This window comes from Pseudoalteromonas sp. G5_S1_14_S5 (genome assembly GCF_054968605.1).
The window spans coordinates 1-23030 of sequence record NZ_JBQKUM010000076.1 but is presented as its reverse complement, the minus strand read 5'-3'; the positions used below and the strand labels follow the sequence as shown (position 1 = coordinate 23030).

Genomic DNA, 23030 nt, shown 5'->3' with positions numbered 1-23030 from the left:
AAGATGTGTTTGCCGTGATCACTGTTTGCTTGAAACTAATATGTAACTTCAAAGCCTAACGAATGAGGCATGGATCAAGCGAATATCACCAAGGTGCGGATTCCATCCAATTAAATTAAACACCGAATCAGCTGCTGCCCGAACCACTGTTGTTGGAGGGAGCCAACATTTCAATCACATTATTATTCGCAGTTTCACTACCACTATGAAAGTGATCGAACCAAAATTGGTAAAAATTATCTTTGGCGTAGAAGTAAGACTGATCCCCCTTCTTTTTTCTTGGGATATTGCCTGCAGTAACGCTAAACCGTAAGAAATCCATCCTATCGGAGAGCATACCGACTTCACTGCATAAACCCTCAAAATGCCAAGCTACCTCATTTAAATGAGCCTGAACACTTCGGTCATTTCTCTGATGAAAAGCCACCGACTGAGTATATCGGTCATACGTATCAATAAGCTCTGATGCAAGTTCCTGCGAAGATTGGTTTACGTCGACAAAATAACGAAAATTAGCTTTAAGCTGCTCTTCAAACTGGTTCAAGAAGTGGATTTCGTCACCTTTTCTTCCTGCGGCAAACGCCAAGCAATAACGAGTATCAAAGTCCATAACAAGAAAATACTTTTTACGCTTTACTGAAACGCAATGCACCACCCACTGCCATTGAAAACCTTCTGTTCGCTTCAAGTCATCATCATAACTAAAACTCACATGAGACAGATCTTTTTCTATCGACTCAGCAATTGTTTTATCTGGTGCTGGTGTTAGGCAAGTGAGCTTTTCACCACTTCGAGTCACGGTAAAAAAGTCAGCAGCAGCTTTGGTACAATTAAATACAATCATAAGAACATAATACGGTTATAGGCTTTATACATACTAACGCCATTTCTCGCTGATTCATATGATTAAGCACACATTAGAAAATGTTGGTCAATCAGGTTAGGCGGATTTAGTGCAGAGCATCTACTTTAAACGGCTTAGGGGCACTTCTGAGTTATGAAGTGCAGCTGTACGGTTCTGGACAAAAGCGTTCTAGACTAAGTCTAATTTTTAATTCTTTGAATTGGATCGAGTAGTGCTTTCAAGAAGCCTCTTTGTTACTAACCGTATTAGTCTCTTTAAAGCTATGTATGTAGTGATCAGCTAAAATAGGTTGTATAATTACCTCCTCAACAGGCTGATTTAAAAGTGAAAAGTATGGATTTTGTAAGCGGTGCTCTCATCGGGGGAGCCTTATATGATTTGGTATCATCTCCAATTAAGCTAACAGCTAGCTACATCAAAGCTGGTTTAGACAATTTGGTTCATCTTGACGAAAAGTTTGCTAATGTAATTGCAGAAGAGCTATCTAAAGAGGAATACAAGAAATCAGCATCTCCTGAAGAGCTAGCTGGACTAATTGAATCATCAAAAGTCTTTCAAGAGGTAATAGCCCAGTTAAATGAAAAACCTCAAACTGTAATCAATATCAATGCATACGGCAGTGGTGATGCATTTAATGGCGACAAAATTATGGGCGACAAAATCAACATCAACGACAAGTAAGCCACCCCTTTAAAAACACCAAACACTAACGCATACAAGTCAATCAAGGCTCAACTTGAATGTGAACTTTCTTTATACCCCTAATCACCCTTCGAGGTATCAGTGAACACCTACAATATAACCAGTAACGGTACAGGTGACGCATTTGGCGGTAACAAAGTTATTGATGCTGAAGTTTTTATAGATAAGCTTCAAGTCCAGATCAATGATAACGTATCATTAAGTGCTATAAGTGCGCCGATCAATGGTGCTCTAGACGACTTCAGGCAAAACGACAATCATAGTGGTATACAAAAACTTAGCCTCCTAAGTATGCTAGGAACGCTAGATGAAGAAGCAAAGCTGGCTATTGCATCCCTCCGAATTCTAATGAGTGATGAAAGCCTTCAAGATGATGAGCAACGAGTCGAAGGTTACTCTCAATCCGAAAACTACTCCACATTTGCACAAGAGCTTGCAAATGCTGCAACTCTTAAACTAATCGAGATTCGAAATGGTAAAGAAGCTGCTAAAGGATACTTTGAGAGAATTCCCGAACAAACAATACCTCAATATATCTATTTGCAAAGGCTTGCTAGCAAGGACTATTTAAGCAACCTTGTAGACCGACAATCTGAGTTACCTGAGTTCATTCTTGGAGCTTTGTTTGAAAAAACGCTCGAATATTCAATGGTAGCCGAAAGCAAAGGCATCCTCGAACTTTTACGAGGGTTAAAACCTCTAGCTGATTTCAAACGAGAAAGAATCATCCTAGAGTGCGTCAATGCTAATGACTTTCTTAATAACGATTATTTCTGTCTATCATCTGAAGATAAGTCTACGTTTGATAACTTACGAGACTCTCTCATAGAACTGATTGACAGCAGTAAAGCAACTGACTTTAAACTAATTAGCATCCTTAGCCAGCTATTTCATTACACGCAGTATACCTGTGCGGTAACGAGAGCTTGTCTGGAAAATAACCAAATCGATATAGAAAAAAAAGCCTATTTCAATAATGAAGTATTGAAGTCTGTGCTGACTAAGACTCCTCTGAAGGAGTTTGAAAACATAAATTCGCTGTCACCAGAAGAGCTTTCGCTAACACTAATAAATCAAATAGATAAGAACTTTTGTAACTTACCTGTTGTCGGATTGCTCTGCAAAAGTGAGGATACCGAACTAATAATAGGAACTCTCGATAGGTTATCCGAGCAAGACTCTATGGGAGCCAAAGCTAACCTACTAGCTTTGGCTGCTATAAGCTGTCCAATTTTATCAGAGCATGAATTTCCCCATAGTCAAATTGATGACAGCATAGACAACTACTTCAAGGACGCAGATTTAAGTATCTCCTTTATCGACAGCGTTGCATTTCACTTTGCGCACAACGGACATGTAGAAATAGCAGTAAAGCTTTATCAAATAGGTTTTAGCGATCATTTCCCGTGGCTCTCAGAAGCTTATTTTTCATATCTAAACTTTTCACATCAAGCCAGACAGTACAATACGGTTGTTCAACGTTTGTCTCATTTGAGTGATGAGGAAAAACAACAGGAAGGAATAACTACACTCCACTCTTTGCTTGCTAACGAAAAAAAAGACTATGAACTGGCAGCGTCCTTACTTCGAAAAAATATAGAACGCTATGAGGAGCGTACTCTAGAAACATATGAAAAGAGGAACCTCGTCTATTTATGGGGGCAATACTTAGAAACCGTTTATCAAGAAAACCCAAGCAAAGCTCATGAACTAACAAGTGAATTACCCTCCAATATTTTTGATGAGTTCTTTGGGGAGTATTCATGGCGACTAATGTTTTATTATTCACATCGCATTGGAGATATTGCCGAAAAAGCTCTTGATTGGTTCTTAGATGACCCGTATTCAAATGCAAAGTATTACTTCAAGTTAATAATGCATGCTAACCAAAACTTCCATGAACAAAATTGGTCATTTAACTCTGGAAAATATACCAATGCATACCATTACAAAGAAAGCTATAAATCGCACATTAAAATAGCGGTTCCCACTCGCTTTGTAAAAAACAATCCTCAATATCTAATTGATGCTAGTGGAGAAATAGCAACTAAACTAAGTCAGTCCCAACTAGGGGATGCAATGCTATTGCCTGTAAAACTTTGTACTTTAGTTGATAAATTATTCCCCGTGATAGCTGCCTACCACATCGCGCAACACATCATGGATGAAGATGAAAGCGAAGTATTTCACATGTTAAGATTTCCAGAGAACGCTACAGGTGAAGATATACTGGAAGAACTAAATAAACTAACCTCTACCTTCAGAAAGCAAAGGGATAAATTAGCTCCGCAAATGAAGCAACCGATACCTATAGACCTAAAATACAAATACTTAAATGGTCAAGGTAATGTTGAGAAAGCTATGTTAGCTATACTTTGCGAAGATGTAACAATCCATATAACTCCGATTAATGAGGAGCACTCTAAAGTTGGCTGTAGAGATTTCGTCATCGATGAAATCAGTGCTATATATTTAGCATATATAGGCTATCAAGCTTTCAAGGATTATACATGGCATATGACAAAGGCCGTGTATGAATCATTATCAAGATATTGTGACTTTTACAAAGATCAATGGCCATTTTACCATGAGTCACATGATACAGTGTATTTTGAAAAAGAAGGTGAGCAAAAAAACACTCTCTTAACGCCAAACATCATTGAAAACTTATCAAATATTCTTCAAAGAACAGAAGTGCATAGTGACAGTAACTTGAATGTGCCTCTTAATTTAAAGCTTAAACTCAGAGGTCTATGCACCGAAAGCCTTCTGTTAGGCGTTGCATTGGCAGAACAGCTTGGAATAGGCTGCTTTTGCATCGATGCAGGAACAAGAAACATCCTAAAGCTCTTTGCGGCTAACATACAAGCATTGATTCCTGAAGATTTTCAAGAGGTTATTGTTTCAAATAAAGACCGAGAAATTATCAACAACTTACTTTGGTTAAATTGCCACTCAAACATCAGTTCAATGTCATTCGATACCATGGATGAATTAATACTGAATAGTAGAGACGAAGAATTAACCATACTGGTCAAATTTACCCAATCTCACATTGATAGTGAGTGGGGGAAAAGCAATTTATTACGTTTAATCATTTCTTGTTTGAAAAAAATGGTTATTGGACAGCTTGTTACTGATAAAACAGAAGTTGTTGAGAGGCTACTCATAGGTTTACTTGCAATGTTAACCAATAGTGAATCAGTTACAGATACGACTACTGACAACTTAATTAATTTGTTGCCTGTACCTCTTTTTCTTGACCACTATGAGCAGGAAAAACAACACGGATACATGAAGTTAGTTCGACAAGCACTATTTGCTACTACACAAAATTACTCCGACTGTATTTCAAAAGCTCTAACACAAAATGACCATTCAATATCTGAATTTTGGAAAAACTTTGCAGACAGATGTGACTCCGATGAGTAGGACTTCAACTTTCTATCTATCCCACTAAAGAGAATGCTAATTCACGATTGTTCACAAACTATCGTGAATTAGTAAACTTGGACATTCTGTTAGAGTTATGGGCATGAAGAAAAATCAAAGTATAGAACTTTAAATCAACTTCAATCCCGTCCTAACGCACTTTGGGGCAGAAGTGCGTTACTCAGTCTTCAGTGTAAAGCTCGGCATAGTCGATTAAATTCATGCTGCGATCGATACACTTTAAGTCTTCAAAAGCCCTGCGCTTTTTAGCAAGCCTAAGCGAATAGTTAAACTCGACAGTGTTTTCTAAAATTTCTTTATTGGTATGCTCAACATGCACAAACTCAATACGACCAAATGGTGTTGAGTACAGACCAGACTCTCCTGTTGTTGCAAGGATTAACATCATGGGTATCTGCGAGATTACATGCCAACGTGACAGAGCGTCTTCGAATGATATGTAACACTGTTGGTCTTTGCGGAGTGATAAAGCGACCTGTTCAACGGCTCCTGACGGTTTTTGGGAGCCTAAAAACACAATCAACTCAAACTGAATATTCACAAGATAAGGACTTCGAGCCAAAATCTGTTCAACATTGTCAGTCTGGAAAATCGAGCAGATTTCATCTTTCGTGTAAATAAATTGTCCTGTGCGGCGGTAACGCATTTCTAGGAGCATTCTCATGCAAAGACCCCGTATCGCTAATAAAATCTCATATGTTACATGTGAACTTAGGTAACAAAGAGCACCTGAACCAATATTTTTCTTCCCTATACTGCGATTCAGTGGAAGTGTGCTGAATCAGTCAAAACGAGAAATGTGGCAAAGACTTGTTAGCTAATGGCTTACACATTTACCCATGACTCTAAAATGGTTGTCTCAATTAACCTATTTAGAGCGATAGGTTAAAAAAATAGGAAAAATTTAACCTATTTCCATGCTAAGCCTGAGTTGGTTGTCTTCTATTCAAAACCGATTTTAATCATGATGAACGTAGCCTAGCATTAATCGATCGAGGTGATTTTTGAAATTAATTCATCGCTAACACCTTCCTCAAAACTGGATACAAGGTATCTTCCGGGGAAGTATTGGGCTCTCTCATCAGAACAAAGATCACCACAAACATACCACTCTGCATTTAAAGAATTAGCGTGAGCAATCAATAACCGTAATGCGTCATTATCCTTTGGACGCATCAATATTTGTACTACAGGCGCTAATTGTTTATCAGAAAAAACGTTATGCTTAATTAGCAATTCCCTAGTATATCTAGTGCCTGTTGGGTAAATGAACAAACCAGCTTCATTTGCTGCTCTCGCTATTTTTTTTGCCCCTTCTCTATCAGGTTCAACATACTCTAATAGATAGTCAGCACCTTTGATTACGTTCAGTTTATACTGCTCGAATAGACCTTCAACACTATTTAGGTATTTATTTGAATAAAGGATAGAGCGTATATCTACATATAAAATTTTCATTGATATCTCAATACTATGTTCGGATTTTGAACAATTGGTGATACCCGATGCCCCTAGTAGCTTTAGCTTCAGAGCTAGATGTCTTTAGTAGCAGGTATCTAGGTATTTTATATTTACTTATGCTTGGTTAGTTTATACCGTTTGGATGGATATGGAGTTACCTTTGAACTGATGGATAAATTTCTATATTCGACATTTATCCATCAGGTACAGTTTGACTACTCTAGTAGTGTGTAGAGTTGCTTGACGTTACTTAACCTATTAGTCCTCTCAAATGGGTAGCCTATTTGGTTGGATACCTGCCGAACCCCTCGTATAGCGATGTCGTATGATTCATGTGTATGCCCACTAATCATAGCCATAACACCAAGTGAACCTAATTCAGCTACAAGTTCATCATCGTCAGAGCAAAAATAGGATGCTAGTTTCCCACTTGGATATCCAGAATGACGTAATTGGAGGGATTGTGGAAAATGCGAAACGATAACTTTGTATTTCGCCATAGACGCATTGATACAAGCTAGGCATGAGGCTCTAAACACCTGATTTAGTTCTCGCATTATAGGTACCGTGAGCGGCATATTGTTTACAGTAATGTAACTATAGTCATTTATCTGCGTTTCCAATACTCGTGCATCTAGTGTACTCACGTTGCGTAGATTGCTCCAACCAATGCCGCCATAGATCTCTAGGTCATACTGTTCCAACCATATAGATGAGTTTTCCAGTACGTGTAGATTTTTACTGAGCAGGTTGTATTCTGGTAGAGCGCTGATAAAGTCAGTGTAATCACAGTTCGCTTGATATAACTCGTGGTTTCCCAAAGTTAGAATAAACTCTATTTCTGGGAATGCTCTTGCGGCAGAATGAGCTTGGTCGATACTGTCGTTCATAGATGAGATGTCACCGCCTAATATGACAAGGTCAGCAGAACCATTTATCAAACTGCTGATAGACACATCGGAGAATTCTGCGTGCAGGTCTGAGATAATTTGAAACCTAGGAGTCATGAGTAGCCTCCAGTTTTTTATCTGTGACTGTAGCTATTAGAGCATTTATAGGATGGTCTTTGTCCCTAATGGTTAGTAGTGTTATCTCTCCCTCTAATGTTTTGGTCATTTCTTTATATGCTCTGAGATATGCCAGCTTTATTGCATCGGGTAGGTTTAGGATTGCATTCGATTCCGCGACGTCATCGTAATTCTTAGAGATAGTCCCCAAATTATTAGAGGTAACATTATAGGTTATTTGTTGCCCTAACTCATTTATATGGCTAGACAATAAGTCGTTAAATATATCGAGTTCCTTGAATTGACTATAGTGCATACGAGAAGAGTTCGTGGCTTTTATTAGGTCGTACACCACATAATCTTGCACTATGACTATGCCCATATACGTTAACGCTCTATGCCACAAAGGGCTAACGGATAGATCAATATTTTCCTCTCTATCAGTTTCATCATATTTATTAACATCATACTGCATCGCACTCACTAGATAGTCTTGTAGGTAGCGAACACGATGTGGAGTTGGCTGTAACAACAATGTAGCGACGTATCGGTTTCGTAGGGATTTCAGTTTATCTCCGATCCTTGAAACCTCCCAGTTGGTTAGTATGGCATTTTTCTCAGCCTTTAAAATTGCTATGTTGTAAGCGCGGCGGACAATACGAAATGAGTTTTTATCAAATGTGATATATCTATGTCGAGATGAGGATGGGGTATAGTGCAGGTCATCAAATACTGGTATTACGGGTGTAGATTGGGAGGTATTGTAGGGATCCACGGAGAGTAAATAACCATCTATGTGTTTCTGCTTTGATTCATCACAATCTAGAGATGGTACAGAAAGTCCTAAAAATAATTGGAATTGAGCGGTTGCGATAGCTGGCTCTAACTCATGGAATGAGTTTCCAATAATTTCACCGTAGAGTTCGATTGCCTGACTCCTATCTAACCCTAGCTCTTCTCGGCTCGATTCAATGCGGCCCCAGATTGATAAATGGTTTCCATTATCAGCATTCCAGTCGATAGCAACGATTTCGTGTCTAGCTAATGACCGAAGAACTTCATTTGGTGTTTTCGCGAATAACGAAAAACACAATACTTCTTTACGAATATCGAACGATGTGGTCTTGCCTAGACGACGCAGATATTGGTCTAGAGTGCCCAACATTGTCTGGTAGGTTTTTTTTCTTTGTAGATTCATTGTATTACGCTCCATCTATTACGCAGGTTACAGTGAAATGCTGGCTTGGTTTATCACAGTTCCTACGATAGGATTCGTATACTAAATCATTTAATCAGGTTGTTTTTTTAAGACAGAGGCCGGTGCCGCCAGCAACCGATGTTTGTCATCCACAACATTAGTGTAGACTATCAGTTATAAATATCCAATCAATAATACGTAAAGTTCTTCACAAATTAATAATTGCATATTTATTCAGTAAGCAGGATGTACTAGCTATAGTTAGAAACTCAAACTCTCATTGCACCATTGGTGTATTGGTGTTCTTTTGTTGAATGGTTTTTTAAGTTATTGATAAATAAGATTTAAAATTTTAATCTTGTTTTTTTGATTTTATTTAACCTAATATAACGGTTCGAATCCTACAGGGCGTGCCATTATTAAAAGAAACCCGATAGCTCTCTGAGTTGTCGGGTTTTTTTGCATTTTAGGGTGAGTTAAACTTTCTGCTTTTGTTAAACCATCACGACCTCTGGAATATATCTAAGGCCCAACATAGTACATCCATCTTCTAAATAACTGTCCGTCACCACATCGAAACCGAATTTACCATAGTAGTCTTTCAGGTGTGCTTGCGCTGAAATGAAAATAGCGCTTTCCGGGTAAATTTTTCGAGTCGTATCGAAGCTTACTTGCATGAGTTGGTTACCTACCTGCTTACCTCTGTACTCTTTTGCGACGATGACACGACCGATACATACATCATCGGCATCCGCGTTGATCAATGGGAGCACATCACAAGGGTATCCAAGTTTGGGAGCCATAATACGACTGTAAGCCACGAGACGCTCGTTATCATAGCCCATGACGTGATAGGTCTCGGGGTGGTTATCTTTGCCATCTAAATCGCTGTAGGGTGTATTCATGTCTACGATAAAAATGTCGACTCTTTCCCGCAAGAAATCATAGAGTTCATTAACCGTTAACTCCGCAAATTTTTTCACTTTCCACTCAATCATCACTTTTCTCCTTATTATTTTGGGCTACAACATAGAGGTTATTTCTACCGAGTTCATTAACCTTTGTTAACTGACCTGAGGCTAGAGTAGGAAATGATCAGTGTGAAGAAAGCAAAAGGCTAAGCGCTTTCCTTTTACTCATCTGACCATCATAAAAACAACGTCTTTGAACCACTAGTTATTTCCTTCTCTTATTCATTTCGTTCGGCTCATGTAATAGAAAGTTAAAATTGTTCCTTTTTTGGGGTTTACATCATTTAGTAATAAAGCCACTATGAATTCACGAAGAATAGACAAGTAAAGCTGTTCACCAGTGGGTTTAGGAATCAAACCTTCTGCTGATGGCTGATTTAGAGGAAGTAATGGCAGGAAACAGTATCGGACAACATTTCCGCGTGACCACGTTCGGAGAAAGTCACGGTATCGCACTAGGATGTATCGTAGATGGGTGCCCACCAGGATTAGAAATTACCGAAGCAGACCTTCAAAAAGATTTGGACCGTCGCCGCCCTGGTACTTCTCGCTATACAACGGCTCGCCGTGAAGCGGATGAAGTAAAGATTTTATCAGGTGTATTTGAAGGCCAAACTACGGGTACTTCTATTGGTCTATTGATTGAAAATACAGACCAACGCTCTAAAGACTATTCCGAAATTAAAGACAAATTCCGCCCAGGCCATGCTGATTACACGTACCATCAAAAGTACGGTGTGCGTGATTACCGTGGTGGTGGTCGCTCTTCAGCTCGTGAAACAGCAATGCGTGTTGCTGCTGGTGCGATTGCAAAGAAATACCTAAAGCAAGAATTTGGTGTTGAAATCCAAGCTTACCTTTCTCAAATGGGTGATATCTCAATTGATAAAGTGGATTGGAACGAGATTGAAAACAACGCTTTCTTCTGCCCTGATGCAGACAAAGTACCTGAATTTGACCAACTGATTCGTGACCTACTAAAAGAAGGCAACTCGATCGGTGCAAAGATTCAAGTGGTCGCGACTAAAGTGCCAGTAGGCCTTGGTGAGCCGATCTTTGATCGTCTTGATGCTGATATCGCGCACGCGCTAATGAGCATTAACGCTGTGAAAGGTGTTGAGATTGGTGATGGCTTTGATGTGGTTAATCAACGCGGCAGTGAACACCGTGATCCATTAACGCCAGAAGGCTTCACTAGCAACCATGCTGGCGGTATTTTAGGTGGTATCTCTACTGGCCAAGATATTGTGGCAAGCATTGCGCTTAAGCCTACATCAAGCATTACGATACCGGGTGACACTATCACTAAAGATGGTGAAGCGACGCAGCTAATCACTAAAGGTCGTCACGATCCATGTGTTGGTATTCGTGCGGTGCCAATTGCAGAAGCGATGCTAGCGATTGTTCTACTCGATCATCTATTACGCCATCGTGGTCAGAACCATGGCGTAACGACGAATACTCCTCAAATCTAACGATTGAGTGAATGAAAAAAGGGTTGCTTCCTATTGGAGCAACCCTTTTTGTTTTTAGTGGTATTTGCTATTAATGCACAGAGCTTTCAGGATCAAGCTGGAACGAAGGCAAGCGCCACTTGAATCTCACCGCTGCCATGCGCAGCAAGTAGCCGACCACAAGCGTTACAATCGTTGCAGTGACATCGTTAATACCAAACTCGAGTAAGCCTAGGTATAAGCCTGAAGCAATTAGTGCGATAGAGGCGTAAAGCTCTTCATGCAGCACCAGAGGTGTTTGGCGACAGATAAGATCACGCAGCAAACCACCAAATACGCCAGTAACCAGTGCTGATACCATGCAGATCATTGGATGAAGGCCCATGTTCATCGCCACTTTAGTACCAATGATACTGAATACAATCAGGCCCAGTGCATCTAAACGAATGAACAAACCTTTAAGTTTAATAACCCACTTAGCTAGGCCTGTTGTGACAACGCCTGCCACACAAGTAATCGCAAGAAATTCAGGGTTATCAACCCAACCTAACGGGTAGTGACCAAGCAAGATGTCTCGCACTGTACCACCGCCAATCGCCGTTGCGCTGGCAACCAACATTACACCAAACCAATCCATTTTTTGTTTACCAGCACTGAGAGCACCGGTCATGGCTTCTGCCGTGATGCCAATGATATACAAAACACTTAGTAGCATTGCTGTAGCTCTATTATTTAGGTCTATAAATTGGAGTCTTATAGGCCTTGGAGATATAAAAATGAAGCGCGAGTGTAGTAGTAAAACTGGCGATTGACGAATGAATATTTGTACCGTGAATAAGCATTTCAGATTAGCTAAACTAATCATTCACCTAAAAGTGGTGTAATCTGGATGCTGCAATCGATTGTCCACCTATAGGACAACGATATTGCTAATGTCATTACCCCTAATAGGGCTTTACCGAGCGCGTAAAAAAACGCAAAATGCGCCTGTTCTTTTTACTTTAATTTGATTCTATGACGCACCAATACCCAGACATCATCAATATCTTCAACCAAACCTTTTTCGAGAGCTTCAATACTAAACTCGAATTGGGTGAAGATGAGCCTATTTATCTACCAGCCGATGAGCAGGTTCCTCACCATCGTATCGTGTTTGCTCGCGGGTTTTATGCTTCAGCACTGCACGAGATCGCGCACTGGTGTGTAGCTGGCCCTGAGCGCCGTCTATTGGAAGATTTTGGTTATTGGTATGAGCCAGATGGCCGAACAGAAGCAGTTCAAGCTGAGTTTGAAAAGGTAGAAATCCGCCCGCAAGCGTATGAATGGATCATTGCAACCAGTGCAGGCTTTCCTTTTAATGTTAGCTGTGACAATCTACACGGCGATTTTGAGCCAGATCGTTTGGCCTTTATGCATAAAGTACACAAAGAAGTGATGGGTATCTTAGAAGTTGGTCTTCCACCAAGAGTCAAAATGCTTTCCGAAGCGTTGCGCGACTTCTACGACGTAGAACCTCTGTGTGCTAGCCAGTTTATTGTGAAATAAGAGAATATTATGATTATCGAATTTGAAGAAAAACTACTTGAAGTAATTGATGCTCGCATTGAAAACGCATCAGACGACGAACTGTTTGCGGGTGGTTACTTACGTGGTCATATTTCTCTTTCGGTGGCTTCGTGTGAAGAAGAAGGCATTGAAGATTTAGCAGAAGTGAAAGCGCGCATTGAGAAAAGCCTAGATGATGCTCGCTCTGAACTCACACCAGCCGATCGCACTATTGTTAATGACCTTTGGGTTGAGCTGCAAAACCAAGCTTAATCGCGGGTTATTTATCATTATCTGCTCAGTCCCTTCCTTTCCATTTTGCTGAGCAGTGAAGTTTGAGACTCATTCAAAATTTTTGAATGAGTCTGTTCAATCCTTGTGATGGTTCCATTTTCTGACTACGTTATTCTAATCTTACTTAACGAGATTACAGAAAGGGTTACATCATGAAAGTTATCGCATTCGGCGCAAGCACAAGCTCTACCTCTATCAACAAAACACTAGCAACTTACGCAGCTAACTTGATTGAAGATGCTGACGTAAAAGTTCTCGACATCAATGATTACAACGTTCCTATGTTCAGTGAAGATACTGAAAAAGAGATTGGCCAAGCTGAAGGTGCTCAAGCATTTTTGCGTGACTTAGCAGAAGCGGACGCATTTGTTATCTCTTTCGCAGAGCACAATGGCCACTATCCAGCAGCGTACAAAAACCTGTTTGACTGGGCGACACGTATTGAGCGTTCAGTATTTGGTGAGAAGCCTGCGGTATACCTAGCGACGTCTCCTGGTCCTGGTGGTGCACAAACAGTACTTGGCGCGGCAACAGGTTCTGCACCGTACTTTGGCGGTAACGTAAAAGCATCGGTTTCAGTACCAAGCTTCTACGATAACTTCGACTTTGAATCTGGCGCTATCAGCAACGAAGAGATCGCACAGCAGATTAAAGAAGCCGTCGCTAAGCTTTAACTCTTATTAGTGCTTAAACCCAGTAAAGTCGTTTGAAAGTTTAAGTTATCAGATACAAAAAGCCCGAGAGACGTAGTGTCACTCGGGCTTTTTCATTACGAATACTCTGAATTAACGAACGAGTAGTCCGTCAGCTATTGATTGGCTTTCGCTTGTTTATCTGCGACCCATCCCGCTGTTAATGCCTTACCCTTACGTAGTCTGCGTACCCACATTCTGCTTGGATGAAGGGCTTCCAGTACATCAGCAGGAAGAGGCAGTGGATCGCCACAAATTTGTGATGCTAAAACTTCTGCGAGTAGGGGAGCAGAGCTTAACCCTCGCGAGCCTAAACCGATAAAGCAGAATAGGTTAGGGAAGCTAGTGACGGTTTCAACATCGTCAACCGAGTCACGCTGTGGGTTAAAGTTATGCAGATTTTGGTACTGCTCTTTAATGGCTTCAAAGTTACCAACGTTACCGACAAACGGAAGATGATCGCGGCTTACACTACGGATACCTTGGCGCGCTAGGTTGCCACTGGTATCGACTTCTTTTGTCCACGCTTGATCTGGCAGTGAGCCATGAAGGCGCTCGCCATTGTGCTGTTGAACTTCAGCATCAAATTCTTGGTCTATGTTGGTTTTGTCGTAGTTCGCGCCAATGCAATGGTGTCCATTGTTTGGGTTTTGTGGTGTTAAGTAACCATCAAAGCACAACACGGTTTTAAGTTTGCTGAGGTTTTCCGTGGTTGGAATGTGGCTCACTTGACCTTTAACTGGAGTCAGAGGTACAGGTTGAGTCTGCTCAAACTGAGTGAACTTGTGGCCGTTCGCAACAACCACTTGGTCATGTTTAGTTTGAATCTTACCTTGTGGTGTCTCAATAGTGAGTTGCCATTGTTGTTCAGCTTCGAGCCACTCTAGCTGAGTCACTTGATGTTGATAGTGTGTACTTACTTTATTGGTTTGTTCCAATTGACCAATAAGGCCTTGAGTAAGCTGAAGTGGGCTTAACCATCCACCTAGAGGAAAGTAGACGCTCTCTTTATCAACGGGTAAACCGATCTTTTCGTTTGCTTGCTCTGCCGATAAACGCTGAATCAAATCGGTGTGGAAATTGCCTTCCAACATGCGATTGAGCTTCTTAGTGGAACCTTCATCCCACATCAAAATGTTCACACCACACCAGTTATGATCGAATTCAATCGATGTTGCGGCTTGATTGATGAACTGACGCGCAAACAACAATCCAGGGCCGAATATACGCGAAACGTTTGAGGTCGCCTCACTCAATAGCGGGTAAATTGCACCTTGGTTATTGCCAGAGGCGTTACCCGCAGCTTGCTGATGTTCACAGTAAAGCGTGATGTTCTTACCGCGGCGGCTCAGTGTTTTAGCCAACGCAGCACTGGCAACACCACCACCGATGATCGCGATGTCTTCTGAGTTACTGTGCTCTGATAAGCCATACCAAGGCTTGATATTAGTATGAGCACGTTTTTCACCAAGTCGGCCTGCAATCATTTCACGCTTAATACCAAAGCCTTTGACCTTCTTCATTTCAAAGCCAGCTTCAATCAAACCACGACGCACGAAACCAGCTGCGGTAAAAGTCGCACAGCTACAATCTTGCTTGGCCAGTTTTGCCATACCATTGAATAGGTTTTGGTTCCACATCTCTGGGTTTTTGCTTGGGGCGAATCCATCTAGGAACCATGCATCTACCAAACCTTGCTTTGGTGTAGGCACGCTTGGCATACAGTCTTTGATGTCGCCGAACCATAAATCCAATGTGATTGCACCATCGCCCAATACAATGCGGTGACATTCAGGCAGGGCGATAGGGTAGTGTTCTTGGAGTTGCGTCGCATACTCGGCTAATTCTGGCCACGCTTGGTGCGCTTTGATGAGATCCTCTTTGTTTAAAGGATATTTCTCAAAACTGATGAAATGTAACTCTTTGGTAATAGCTTGAGGGTTATCTTTAAGGAAAGCATCGAACCATTGCCAAACCGCAAGAAAGTTGAGGCCTGTACCAAAGCCAGTTTCAGCGATCACAAAACGGCGCTGATCATGTTCAAGCCAACGCTCTGGAAGGTGGTTTTGCTTTAAAAAAACGTAACGAGTCTCTTCCAAACCATTCACGTTGGAGAAGTAAACATCGTCAAATTGGTCTGAAACTGGCGTGCCAGACTCATTCCATTCCAGCTCAGCATTAGTAATTGAAGTCATAAAATCTATCATTTTGTGATTTGAAGCGATAAGTTGGTAGGGATTGTACGAATTTCTAGGAAAGCTGACCACTTTTGTTAGGCTTCTTAGTTATCATCTAGCTGAATTTAGAATTATAGGAATGTCACATGAAACGAGTCGTAATCACCGGTATGGGTATTGTTTCAAGTATCGGTAACAACGTCGAAGAAGTTTTAGCATCACTGAAAGAGGGTAAATCTGGTATTACCGCTTCAGAGCAGTTCAAGGAAAATGGCTTACGCTCTCAAGTTTGGGGTAACCTTAAAATGAACCCTGCTGACCATATTGATCGCAAAAAGATGCGCTTTATGGGTGATGCAGCGGCATTCGCTTATCTTTCAATGGAGCAAGCAATTGCAGACGCTGGCCTAACAGAAGAGCAAGTGTCTAATGACCGCACGGGTATCGTTGCGGGTTCAGGTGGTGCTTCTTCTCTTAACCAAGTAAACGCAGTAGACATCATCCGTGAGAAAGGCGTTAAGCGTGTTGGTCCATACATGGTTCCACGTACAATGGCTTCAACGGTTTCTGCTTGTCTAGCAACTCCTTTCAAAATCCGTGGTGTGAACTACTCTATGAGTTCTGCATGTGCAACATCTGCACACTGTATTGGTCACGCAATGGAGCTTATCCAATTAGGTAAGCAAGACGTAGTATTCGCTGGTGGTGGTGAAGAGCTAGATTGGTCTCTGACTATGATGTTCGACGCAATGGGCGCACTTTCTACTAAGTACAACGATACTCCTGAGCTAGCTTCTCGTACTTACGATGCAGACCGTGATGGTTTCGTTATCTCTGGTGGTGGCGGCATGCTAGTTATCGAAGAACTTGAGCACGCTAAAGCTCGTGGCGCGAAAATCTACGGTGAGATCGTAGGCTACGGCGCAACTTCAGATGGCTACGATATGGTTGCTCCTTCTGGTGAAGGCGCGGTTCGTTGTATGAAGATGGCAATGCAAAACGTTGATGGCGTTGACTACGTGAACACTCACGGTACTTCAACTCCAGTTGGTGACGTGAAAGAGCTAGGTGCTATCCAAGAAGTATTTGGTGGCAACAGCCCAGCAATCTCAGCAACTAAAGCGATGACAGGTCACGCTCTAGGTGCAGCTGGCGTACACGAAGCGATTTACTCAACGCTAATGCTAGACAACGGCTTCATCGCTCCAAGCATTAACGTTTCTAACTTAGATGAAGCAGCTGCTGGCCTAGACATCGTAACTGAAGCTCGCGAACAAGAGCTAACAACAGTTATGTCTAACAGCTTTGGTTTCGGCGGTACGAACGCAACGCTAGTAATCAAAAAATTCCAAGCTTAATTAGGCTTGAGCTAGATAGACAAAGGTTAATTGTTAACGGATGACGCGAGTGCAGTTTCAACATGCACGGGTAACCCATTAATCATGACCCACAGAACAAAGCTTTCTATACATAGGTTTAGAAATGGAAAGGTTTCCAGAGCTTGATCAGTAGTGGCTTTGGTCAGTACTGGTCGAACAGACGCAGACTCTGTCTCCTGGAGAGCGAGATAGGATCCTTTTGTTCTGGATGTTTGCCCGATTGTTAATTCAATCGGGCATTTTTCGTTTTAGGCTTGAGCAGTAAAAGCTGAGTAGGAATCTATCTTTATCTCAACAAGCCTTTATTCATAATGTATTCCATTTGTTACTCGACACCGTGTGTGGAATTTTGCACAATCATTTCAATTCACATTTAGGTCGATAGACCCCAACAAAAGTATTCGCCAAATGAAAATCTTAATCGACGAAAACATGCCTTATGCAGAAGCGCTTTTTAGCCAGCTGGGTGAAGTGACAATGAAGTCTGGTCGCACATTAACTGCGGACGATCTGGTTGACGTAGACGCACTGATGATTCGCTCTGTCACTAAGGTGAACGAAGAATTAATCAGCAAAGCCAATAAACTGAAGTTTGTCGGCACTGCAACAGCGGGCATGGATCACGTCGACCAAGAATTGATGAAAGAGCGTGGCATTTTCTTTACAGCGGCACCGGGCTGTAACAAGGTGGGTGTGGCTGAATATGCGTTCAGTGCGATGATGGTTCTTGCGCAGCAACAAGGCTTCTCTGTGTTTGAAAAAACAGTCGGTATTATTGGCTGTGGTCAAGTGGGTAGCTACTTAGCAAAATGCCTAGAAGGTATTGGTATTAAGGTGCTACTGAACGACCCTCTAAAACAGCAAGAGGGCGACACTCGTGAGTTTACTGAATTAGAAACTCTGCTTGAGCAATCAGATGTGATCACCCTGCATACCCCTATCACGAGAAAGGGTGAGTTCCCAACCCATCATTTGATCAACGAGCAAGTGCTGAATAACTTACGAGCTGATCAGATTCTAATTAATGCCGCTCGCGGCCCTGTAGTTGATAACCAAGCACTCAAAGCTCGTCTGCAAAAAGCTGATGGCTTCACGGCTGTCCTTGATGTATTTGAGTTTGAACCTGAAGTAGATATGGAACTGCTCCCTTTACTTGCTTTCGCAACACCTCACGTAGCGGGCTACGGTCTAGAGGGCAAAGCACGTGGTACTACGATGATCTTTAACAGCTATTGTGAGTTCTTGGGTAGTGAACAACGCGCTTACGCGAGCGATCTATTGCCGACAGCGCCTGTACCTCAAATGAAATTAGATAGAGCTTGGGACGAAGCAACACTGCACAATTTGACTCAGTTGATCTATGATGTGCGCAAAGACGATGCCTTATTCCGTCGCAATATCGCTACGCCAGGTTCTTTTGACAAGATGCGTAAAGAATATTGGGACCGCAGAGAGTACAGTGCAGTCGAGTTAACAGGTGATGATTCTTGTAATCTAGCGCCGTTAGCTAAACTCGGTTTTATGGTAAAGCCAACTTTATAAAAAGAGAGAAACAATGAGCCAAGAATTTAATATTGCTATTTTAGGTGCGACTGGTGCGGTTGGTGAAACCATTCTTGAAGTACTTAAAGAGCGTAAATTCCCTATCGGTGAACTGCACTTACTAGCAAGTGAACGTAGTGAAGGTAAAACTTACCGCTTTAATGGTAAGACGATACAAGTGCAGAACGTTGCAGACTTCGATTGGTCTCAAGTTCATATCGCATTTTTCTCTGCTGGTGGCGACCTTTCTGAACAATGGGCTCCAGTTGCTGCGGATGAAGGTGTTGTCGTTATCGATAACACATCTAAGTTCCGCTACGAATACGATGTTCCACTGGTTGTGCCTGAAGTGAACCCTGAAGCAATTGCTGAGTTTCGCAACCGCAACATCATTGCGAACCCAAACTGTTCAACGATTCAAATGCTGGTTGCGCTTAAGCCAATTCACGATGAAGTAGGTCTAGAGCGTATCAACGTATCTACTTACCAATCGGTTTCTGGTGCAGGTAAAACGGGTATCGATGAGCTTGCTGGTCAAACCGCTAAGCTTCTTAACGGCATGCCAGCTGAAAACTCAGCATTCCCACAGCAGATCGCGTTCAACTGTATCCCTCAAATTGATGAGTTTACGGAAAACGGCTACACGCGCGAAGAGATGAAGATGGTTTGGGAAACACAAAAAATCTTTAACGACTCTTCAATCACTGTGAACCCAACATGTGTTCGTGTACCGGTGTTCTATGGCCACGCAGAATCACTGCACGTTGAGACTCGCTCTCCAATCGGTGCTGAGCAAGTGGTTCAACTGCTAGAGAACACAGAAGGTGTTGAAGTTTTCCACGGTATGGAATTCCCAACACAAGTACGTGATGCTGGTGGTAAAGACCACGTAATGGTAGGTCGTATTCGTAACGACATCAGCCATCACAGCGGTATCAACATGTGGGTAGTTGCGGATAACGTTCGTAAGGGCGCGGCGACAAACGCAGTACAAATCGCTGAAGTTCTGATTCGCGATTACTTCTAAGCCTTACCGCTTTGATAAACAAGCCTCACTCTTTAGTGGGGCTTTTTTAATCGATTAAAAATATTGTTAGTCAAATTGTGTGAAATTGCTGCGAATATTGTCGCTGCAACACATTTTTTGTTTTCATCTCTATAGTTTTACTTCATTTATCCGATATATTTAATGGATCATCATATTATCCGAATTTAAGCACCTAGCTGAGCCTTTTATGTTTCAAATTTTCAAGCAGTGGGTAATACCTTTTGCCGTTATCATTGCGACTCAGATTTCCGTTGTTCGTGCAGATTCCATTCGAGTTGTAGGGCCTAATGGTCAGATACAATCAGCGCCTACTTTTTCAGAACCTCTTCAAAGAGCTCAATCGAATAGCGCAGAGCCCTCTCGTTTCTACGGCCCAACGCGTGGCAATGAAACGTTGTGGTCTATTGCCTCCAAACTGCGCCCAGATAACTCTGTTTCCGTCCAACAAACCTTGTTGGCAATTTACCGACTGAACCCACAAGCGTTTGAAAATCAAAATATCCATAGCTTATTGCCTGCTAGCCATTTACGAGTCCCTTCTTTAGAGCAAGCTCGTGCGAGCTCTACGCAGCAAGCTATCAATATTATGAACTCGCATTTGGCAAAGCTTGATGAACCAGCAGCCACGCCAAAAGCCGCTCAAGCTTCAAACCAATCGAACGTGGGATCGAAAAAACCGGTGCCTGCCAAGCCAGCTCCGGCTGTAGAAACCGCGAAAAAATTGGTTTCAGGTGCTCCATCTTCTTCTGTTAAAGAGATGAACAAGCTTGAGAAGCAGCTAGAGCTATCTGAAAGCGAGCTTCTATCTCTCGAGGAAAAGAACCATCAACTTCGCTTGATGTTGTCGGATGTTCAGTCTGAAGTGGATGTGCTTAAGACAGAGCTTAGCGACGAAGACCGTATTCGCAGTGAAGTTGAAAAGTTACTTGCTGAAGAGCGAAGAAAGAACGCTGAAATTGAAAAAATGGCACCAAGTGCAATGGACCAGTTATTGTCGAATGGCTGGCTAGTCGCTGCACTTGCGATTATTCCGGGCCTTCTACTTGGTCTTATTATTGTGATCTTGTTGGGTCGCCGCTCTAAAAATGAAGAGCAACAGCAACCAACGCAAAACCAACCTACTCAGCCTGAGCCAAGTAGCGCTGCTCCTATGATGCTGGCTGATGAGATTGACGACCTCGACAATGAGTTGTCTCTCGATGATGAGCTGTTTGGTACAGAGGGTGATGCGAATAAGCTGTTTGATGATCAAGCACTGGCTGAAGAAGACGATGTTTTTGCTGGCCTAGATGAATCAGATCTTGATTTCAACCTTGATGGTGAAGAGGATGATCCGTTTGCCAGCATCGGTGAGAACGGTGATTTAGACACTAACTTCGATGATCTGGATTTAGATAGCAGCAACGGCATCAGTGTTAATGGCGAAGAGAAAGCGCTTGGCCTAGAAGAGATGGAGCGTGCGCTTGATAAGACAGCAGAAAGCGCGCTTGATTCTGATGATGGTGACTTTGACTTGTCGGATGATAATTCAATGTCTGCAGATGATATTGAAGCACTTTTAGCTCAAGAGTCGCAGACAGAAGCCCTAGGTTCTAACGAACTGGATCAGTCTATGCTCGATGACCTGTTTGCACTGGATGATGAGGATGATGACAGTTTCGATATTGATGCACTGATCTCAGAAGAGCAAAGTGATTCGAAGCCGATCGCAGACACAACTGCAAGCGATGATTTTGATATCGATGCACTTATTTCTGAACAGCAAACTTCTCAGCCAGAACCAATAGGTGTTGAAGATGATATTGATGACATATTTGCGCAAGTAGCTGCTCAGAATGAACAGAACGATCCTTTCAATCTAGATAGCGCCGATGAGAGTGCCAAAGACCTAAATAGTGGTTTGGCGTCTGATGACGATATCGAAAACATTTTGGCTCAGTTTGACCAACCTTTGGAAAGCGAAGAAGAGCAGCAGAGTGTTGACCTGCTTGACGAGCAATTAGCCGGTGATGATGTCGATTTAAGTAACTCGACAGACCTACTTGATGAGATGTTGGAAAATGACTCTGATGAGGATTCTGAAGGTGAACCTCTAGGTTTTGACGCTCTGTCTGAGTTGGAAGAACTGTCAGGCTTATCAACCGATGATGAACTGAACATTTCTGAAGACAGCACAGAGATGCTAGATGAGTTGCTTAGCGACTCTGACGATGACTTTGAGATTGATGCTGAGAGTACTGACCTATTAGATGAGTTCCTTGACGACGAAATTAATGATACCGAGCTTATTCTAGGCAGTGATGAAATCTTGGATGAGCTGCTAGAAAGCGAGTTGTCGGCGGATGAAGACGATCAGTCAGCGACTGAATCTCTGGACCCATTCGATGAACTACTGACGAGTGGTATTGAAGACGATATTGAGTCTGAAGACAAAGCCTTTGATAAAGAACTAGAAGCTGTATTCGACTTCGACACATCAATTGATGATGTAAGTAGCCTTGCAGATGCTGATATCGAGTCGTTAATTTCTGAGCCTTCTGCTGCAACTGAATCTTCTGAAGCTGAGCTTGATAAGCCGGTAGCTGCTGAGCCAGAACCACAAGTTGACGACATCGAACTTAACGACGAGCTAGCAAATACAGAAGCGACAGAAAATACCAAAGAGTCTGAACGTAAGAGCGATGAAGCTACATTTAATCGTGATGACTTTATCGATGATATGTTTGGTGTGGCACCTGCTACAGATGCACTATTCAATGACCCGTTGGGCAACACTGACGAAGCGCTTATCGATGAGTTGATGACGCCAGAGCTAGACGCACACTTCGAAGAGGCTTCTGAGCAACCCGCTCAGTCGGACGCAATTGAGTCAGCGGTCGCAGGTATAAAGTCAGATATCGAAAGCGATGAGTTAGATATCGACTCATTACTCTCTGAAAATAACAATGTTGAGGAGTTTGAGCAGGAGCAACCTGAGCTTGAACTTTCACCGGAACTAGGCAGTTCAGAAGAAAGCGCGCCATTATTTGATAACGAGGCTGCGCCTCCAGCTTCATTAGGTGACATTTCTGACGATGATGAAGATACAGTTGAAGACTGGCTAGCTGAAGCGATCAACGATGTAGAATCTCCATCGAACGTTGACTCTGATTTTGACTTTGAACCTAAGATTCAAGGTAGCGAAGAGTTCGATAATATTGTCGAATCCTTGCCAGAGCCAGAGCCAGAGCCAGAGCCAGAGC

At 42.2% G+C, this 23030-nt stretch carries 18 protein-coding genes; 10 read left to right on the top strand and 8 right to left on the bottom strand.

The genetic code is table 11. The features are described from left to right. Window positions 1-127: 127 nt before the first annotated feature. Window positions 128-844, bottom strand: coding sequence for a DUF6933 domain-containing protein (locus tag ACTRWI_RS18455; protein ID WP_499133240.1), 717 nt, complete (start codon window positions 842-844; stop codon window positions 128-130). Between the two features lie 354 nt (window positions 845-1198). Between ACTRWI_RS18455 and ACTRWI_RS18450 the strand changes: the two genes are divergently transcribed. Both ACTRWI_RS18450 and ACTRWI_RS18445 read left to right on the top strand, forming a co-directional pair. Continuing rightward, window positions 1199-1546: a hypothetical protein gene (locus ACTRWI_RS18450; protein ID WP_499133239.1), complete on the top strand. Its 348-nt coding sequence runs from the start codon at window positions 1199-1201 to the stop codon at window positions 1544-1546. 102 nt (window positions 1547-1648) lie between these two features. Then, the gene (locus tag ACTRWI_RS18445) at window positions 1649-4999 is read left to right on the top strand and encodes a hypothetical protein (RefSeq protein WP_499133238.1); all 3351 of its coding nucleotides are present in this window, start codon (window positions 1649-1651) and stop codon (window positions 4997-4999) included. 181 nt (window positions 5000-5180) lie between these two features. Here ACTRWI_RS18445 and ACTRWI_RS18440 read toward each other — a convergent pair whose 3' ends face one another. The 5 genes from ACTRWI_RS18440 to ACTRWI_RS18420 all read right to left on the bottom strand — a co-directional run bounded on the left by ACTRWI_RS18440 (window position 5181) and on the right by ACTRWI_RS18420 (window position 9669). Next, window positions 5181-5684 (bottom strand): hypothetical protein, encoded by a 504-nt coding sequence (locus ACTRWI_RS18440; RefSeq protein ID WP_499133237.1) that lies wholly within the window; start codon window positions 5682-5684, stop codon window positions 5181-5183. A 320-nt stretch (window positions 5685-6004) separates the two neighbouring features. Beyond that, window positions 6005-6478, bottom strand: a complete 474-nt coding sequence (locus ACTRWI_RS18435) for a hypothetical protein (protein WP_499133236.1) — start codon at window positions 6476-6478, stop codon at window positions 6005-6007. 218 nt (window positions 6479-6696) lie between these two features. Further along, entirely contained in the window at window positions 6697-7488 is a 792-nt protein-coding gene (locus ACTRWI_RS18430) for a metallophosphoesterase (RefSeq protein WP_499133235.1), read from the bottom strand. Beyond that, window positions 7478-8686 (bottom strand): hypothetical protein, encoded by a 1209-nt coding sequence (locus ACTRWI_RS18425; RefSeq protein WP_499133234.1) that lies wholly within the window; start codon window positions 8684-8686, stop codon window positions 7478-7480. The genes ACTRWI_RS18430 and ACTRWI_RS18425 overlap by 11 nt, the downstream gene beginning before the upstream one ends. Before the next feature lie 494 nt (window positions 8687-9180). Beyond that, a complete protein-coding gene (locus ACTRWI_RS18420; protein WP_499133233.1) occupies window positions 9181-9669 on the bottom strand; it encodes a GNAT family N-acetyltransferase in 489 nt (162 codons plus the stop codon). 377 nt (window positions 9670-10046) lie between these two features. On the opposite strand from ACTRWI_RS18420, the gene aroC reads away from it, so the two are divergent. Further along, on the top strand, window positions 10047-11132 hold the full coding sequence (aroC, locus tag ACTRWI_RS18415; protein WP_499133232.1) for a chorismate synthase: 1086 nt from the start codon (window positions 10047-10049) through the stop codon (window positions 11130-11132). 70 nt (window positions 11133-11202) lie between these two features. Here aroC and ACTRWI_RS18410 read toward each other — a convergent pair whose 3' ends face one another. Then, complete coding sequence (locus ACTRWI_RS18410) at window positions 11203-11826, bottom strand: trimeric intracellular cation channel family protein (RefSeq protein ID WP_499133231.1); 624 nt, start codon at window positions 11824-11826, stop codon at window positions 11203-11205. A 299-nt stretch (window positions 11827-12125) separates the two neighbouring features. On the opposite strand from ACTRWI_RS18410, the gene ACTRWI_RS18405 reads away from it, so the two are divergent. From ACTRWI_RS18405 to ACTRWI_RS18395, 3 genes are all read left to right on the top strand, one after another. Then, window positions 12126-12656: an elongation factor P hydroxylase gene (locus tag ACTRWI_RS18405; protein ID WP_008224611.1), complete on the top strand. Its 531-nt coding sequence runs from the start codon at window positions 12126-12128 to the stop codon at window positions 12654-12656. A 9-nt stretch (window positions 12657-12665) separates the two neighbouring features. Continuing rightward, window positions 12666-12929 (top strand): YfcL family protein, encoded by a 264-nt coding sequence (locus tag ACTRWI_RS18400; RefSeq protein ID WP_004737967.1) that lies wholly within the window; start codon window positions 12666-12668, stop codon window positions 12927-12929. 173 nt (window positions 12930-13102) lie between these two features. Further along, window positions 13103-13624 carry an NADPH-dependent FMN reductase gene (locus ACTRWI_RS18395; protein WP_004737969.1) on the top strand — a complete coding sequence of 174 codons (522 nt, stop codon included), beginning with the start codon at window positions 13103-13105 and terminating at the stop codon, window positions 13622-13624. 134 nt (window positions 13625-13758) lie between these two features. Here ACTRWI_RS18395 and mnmC read toward each other — a convergent pair whose 3' ends face one another. Beyond that, window positions 13759-15837, bottom strand: a complete 2079-nt coding sequence (mnmC, locus tag ACTRWI_RS18390; RefSeq protein ID WP_499133230.1) for a bifunctional tRNA (5-methylaminomethyl-2-thiouridine)(34)-methyltransferase MnmC2/FAD-dependent 5-carboxymethylaminomethyl-2-thiouridine(34) oxidoreductase MnmC1 — start codon at window positions 15835-15837, stop codon at window positions 13759-13761. Between the two features lie 128 nt (window positions 15838-15965). Here mnmC and fabB point away from each other — a divergent pair, with 128 nt between their 5' ends. The 4 genes from fabB to ACTRWI_RS18370 all read left to right on the top strand — a co-directional run. Continuing rightward, window positions 15966-17177 carry a beta-ketoacyl-ACP synthase I gene (gene fabB / locus ACTRWI_RS18385; protein WP_499133229.1) on the top strand — a complete coding sequence of 404 codons (1212 nt, stop codon included), beginning with the start codon at window positions 15966-15968 and terminating at the stop codon, window positions 17175-17177. 429 nt (window positions 17178-17606) lie between these two features. Further along, window positions 17607-18740, top strand: coding sequence for a 4-phosphoerythronate dehydrogenase (locus tag ACTRWI_RS18380; protein ID WP_499133228.1), 1134 nt, complete (start codon window positions 17607-17609; stop codon window positions 18738-18740). A gap of 13 nt (window positions 18741-18753) precedes the next feature. Beyond that, a complete protein-coding gene (locus ACTRWI_RS18375) occupies window positions 18754-19767 on the top strand; it encodes an aspartate-semialdehyde dehydrogenase (protein ID WP_004737979.1) in 1014 nt (337 codons plus the stop codon). A gap of 208 nt (window positions 19768-19975) precedes the next feature. Continuing rightward, on the top strand, window positions 19976-23030 hold a 3055-nt coding region (locus ACTRWI_RS18370; RefSeq protein WP_499133227.1), incomplete at its 3' end, for a FimV/HubP family polar landmark protein.

Coding starts and splice junctions, on each gene's coding strand:
- ACTRWI_RS18440 (WP_499133237.1), bottom strand. CDS start 5,684: ATGAGAATGCTCCTAGAAATGCGTTACCGCCGCACAGGACAATTTATT.
- ACTRWI_RS18400 (WP_004737967.1), top strand. CDS start 12,666: ATGATTATCGAATTTGAAGAAAAACTACTTGAAGTAATTGATGCTCGC.
- ACTRWI_RS18395 (WP_004737969.1), top strand. CDS start 13,103: ATGAAAGTTATCGCATTCGGCGCAAGCACAAGCTCTACCTCTATCAAC.
- aroC (WP_499133232.1), top strand. CDS start 10,047: ATGGCAGGAAACAGTATCGGACAACATTTCCGCGTGACCACGTTCGGA.
- ACTRWI_RS18410 (WP_499133231.1), bottom strand. CDS start 11,826: ATGCTACTAAGTGTTTTGTATATCATTGGCATCACGGCAGAAGCCATG.
- ACTRWI_RS18380 (WP_499133228.1), top strand. CDS start 17,607: ATGAAAATCTTAATCGACGAAAACATGCCTTATGCAGAAGCGCTTTTT.
- ACTRWI_RS18425 (WP_499133234.1), bottom strand. CDS start 8,686: ATGAATCTACAAAGAAAAAAAACCTACCAGACAATGTTGGGCACTCTA.
- fabB (WP_499133229.1), top strand. CDS start 15,966: ATGAAACGAGTCGTAATCACCGGTATGGGTATTGTTTCAAGTATCGGT.
- ACTRWI_RS18455 (WP_499133240.1), bottom strand. CDS start 844: ATGATTGTATTTAATTGTACCAAAGCTGCTGCTGACTTTTTTACCGTG.
- mnmC (WP_499133230.1), bottom strand. CDS start 15,837: ATGACTTCAATTACTAATGCTGAGCTGGAATGGAATGAGTCTGGCACG.
- ACTRWI_RS18430 (WP_499133235.1), bottom strand. CDS start 7,488: ATGACTCCTAGGTTTCAAATTATCTCAGACCTGCACGCAGAATTCTCC.
- ACTRWI_RS18450 (WP_499133239.1), top strand. CDS start 1,199: ATGGATTTTGTAAGCGGTGCTCTCATCGGGGGAGCCTTATATGATTTG.
- ACTRWI_RS18375 (WP_004737979.1), top strand. CDS start 18,754: ATGAGCCAAGAATTTAATATTGCTATTTTAGGTGCGACTGGTGCGGTT.
- ACTRWI_RS18405 (WP_008224611.1), top strand. CDS start 12,126: ATGACGCACCAATACCCAGACATCATCAATATCTTCAACCAAACCTTT.
- ACTRWI_RS18435 (WP_499133236.1), bottom strand. CDS start 6,478: ATGAAAATTTTATATGTAGATATACGCTCTATCCTTTATTCAAATAAA.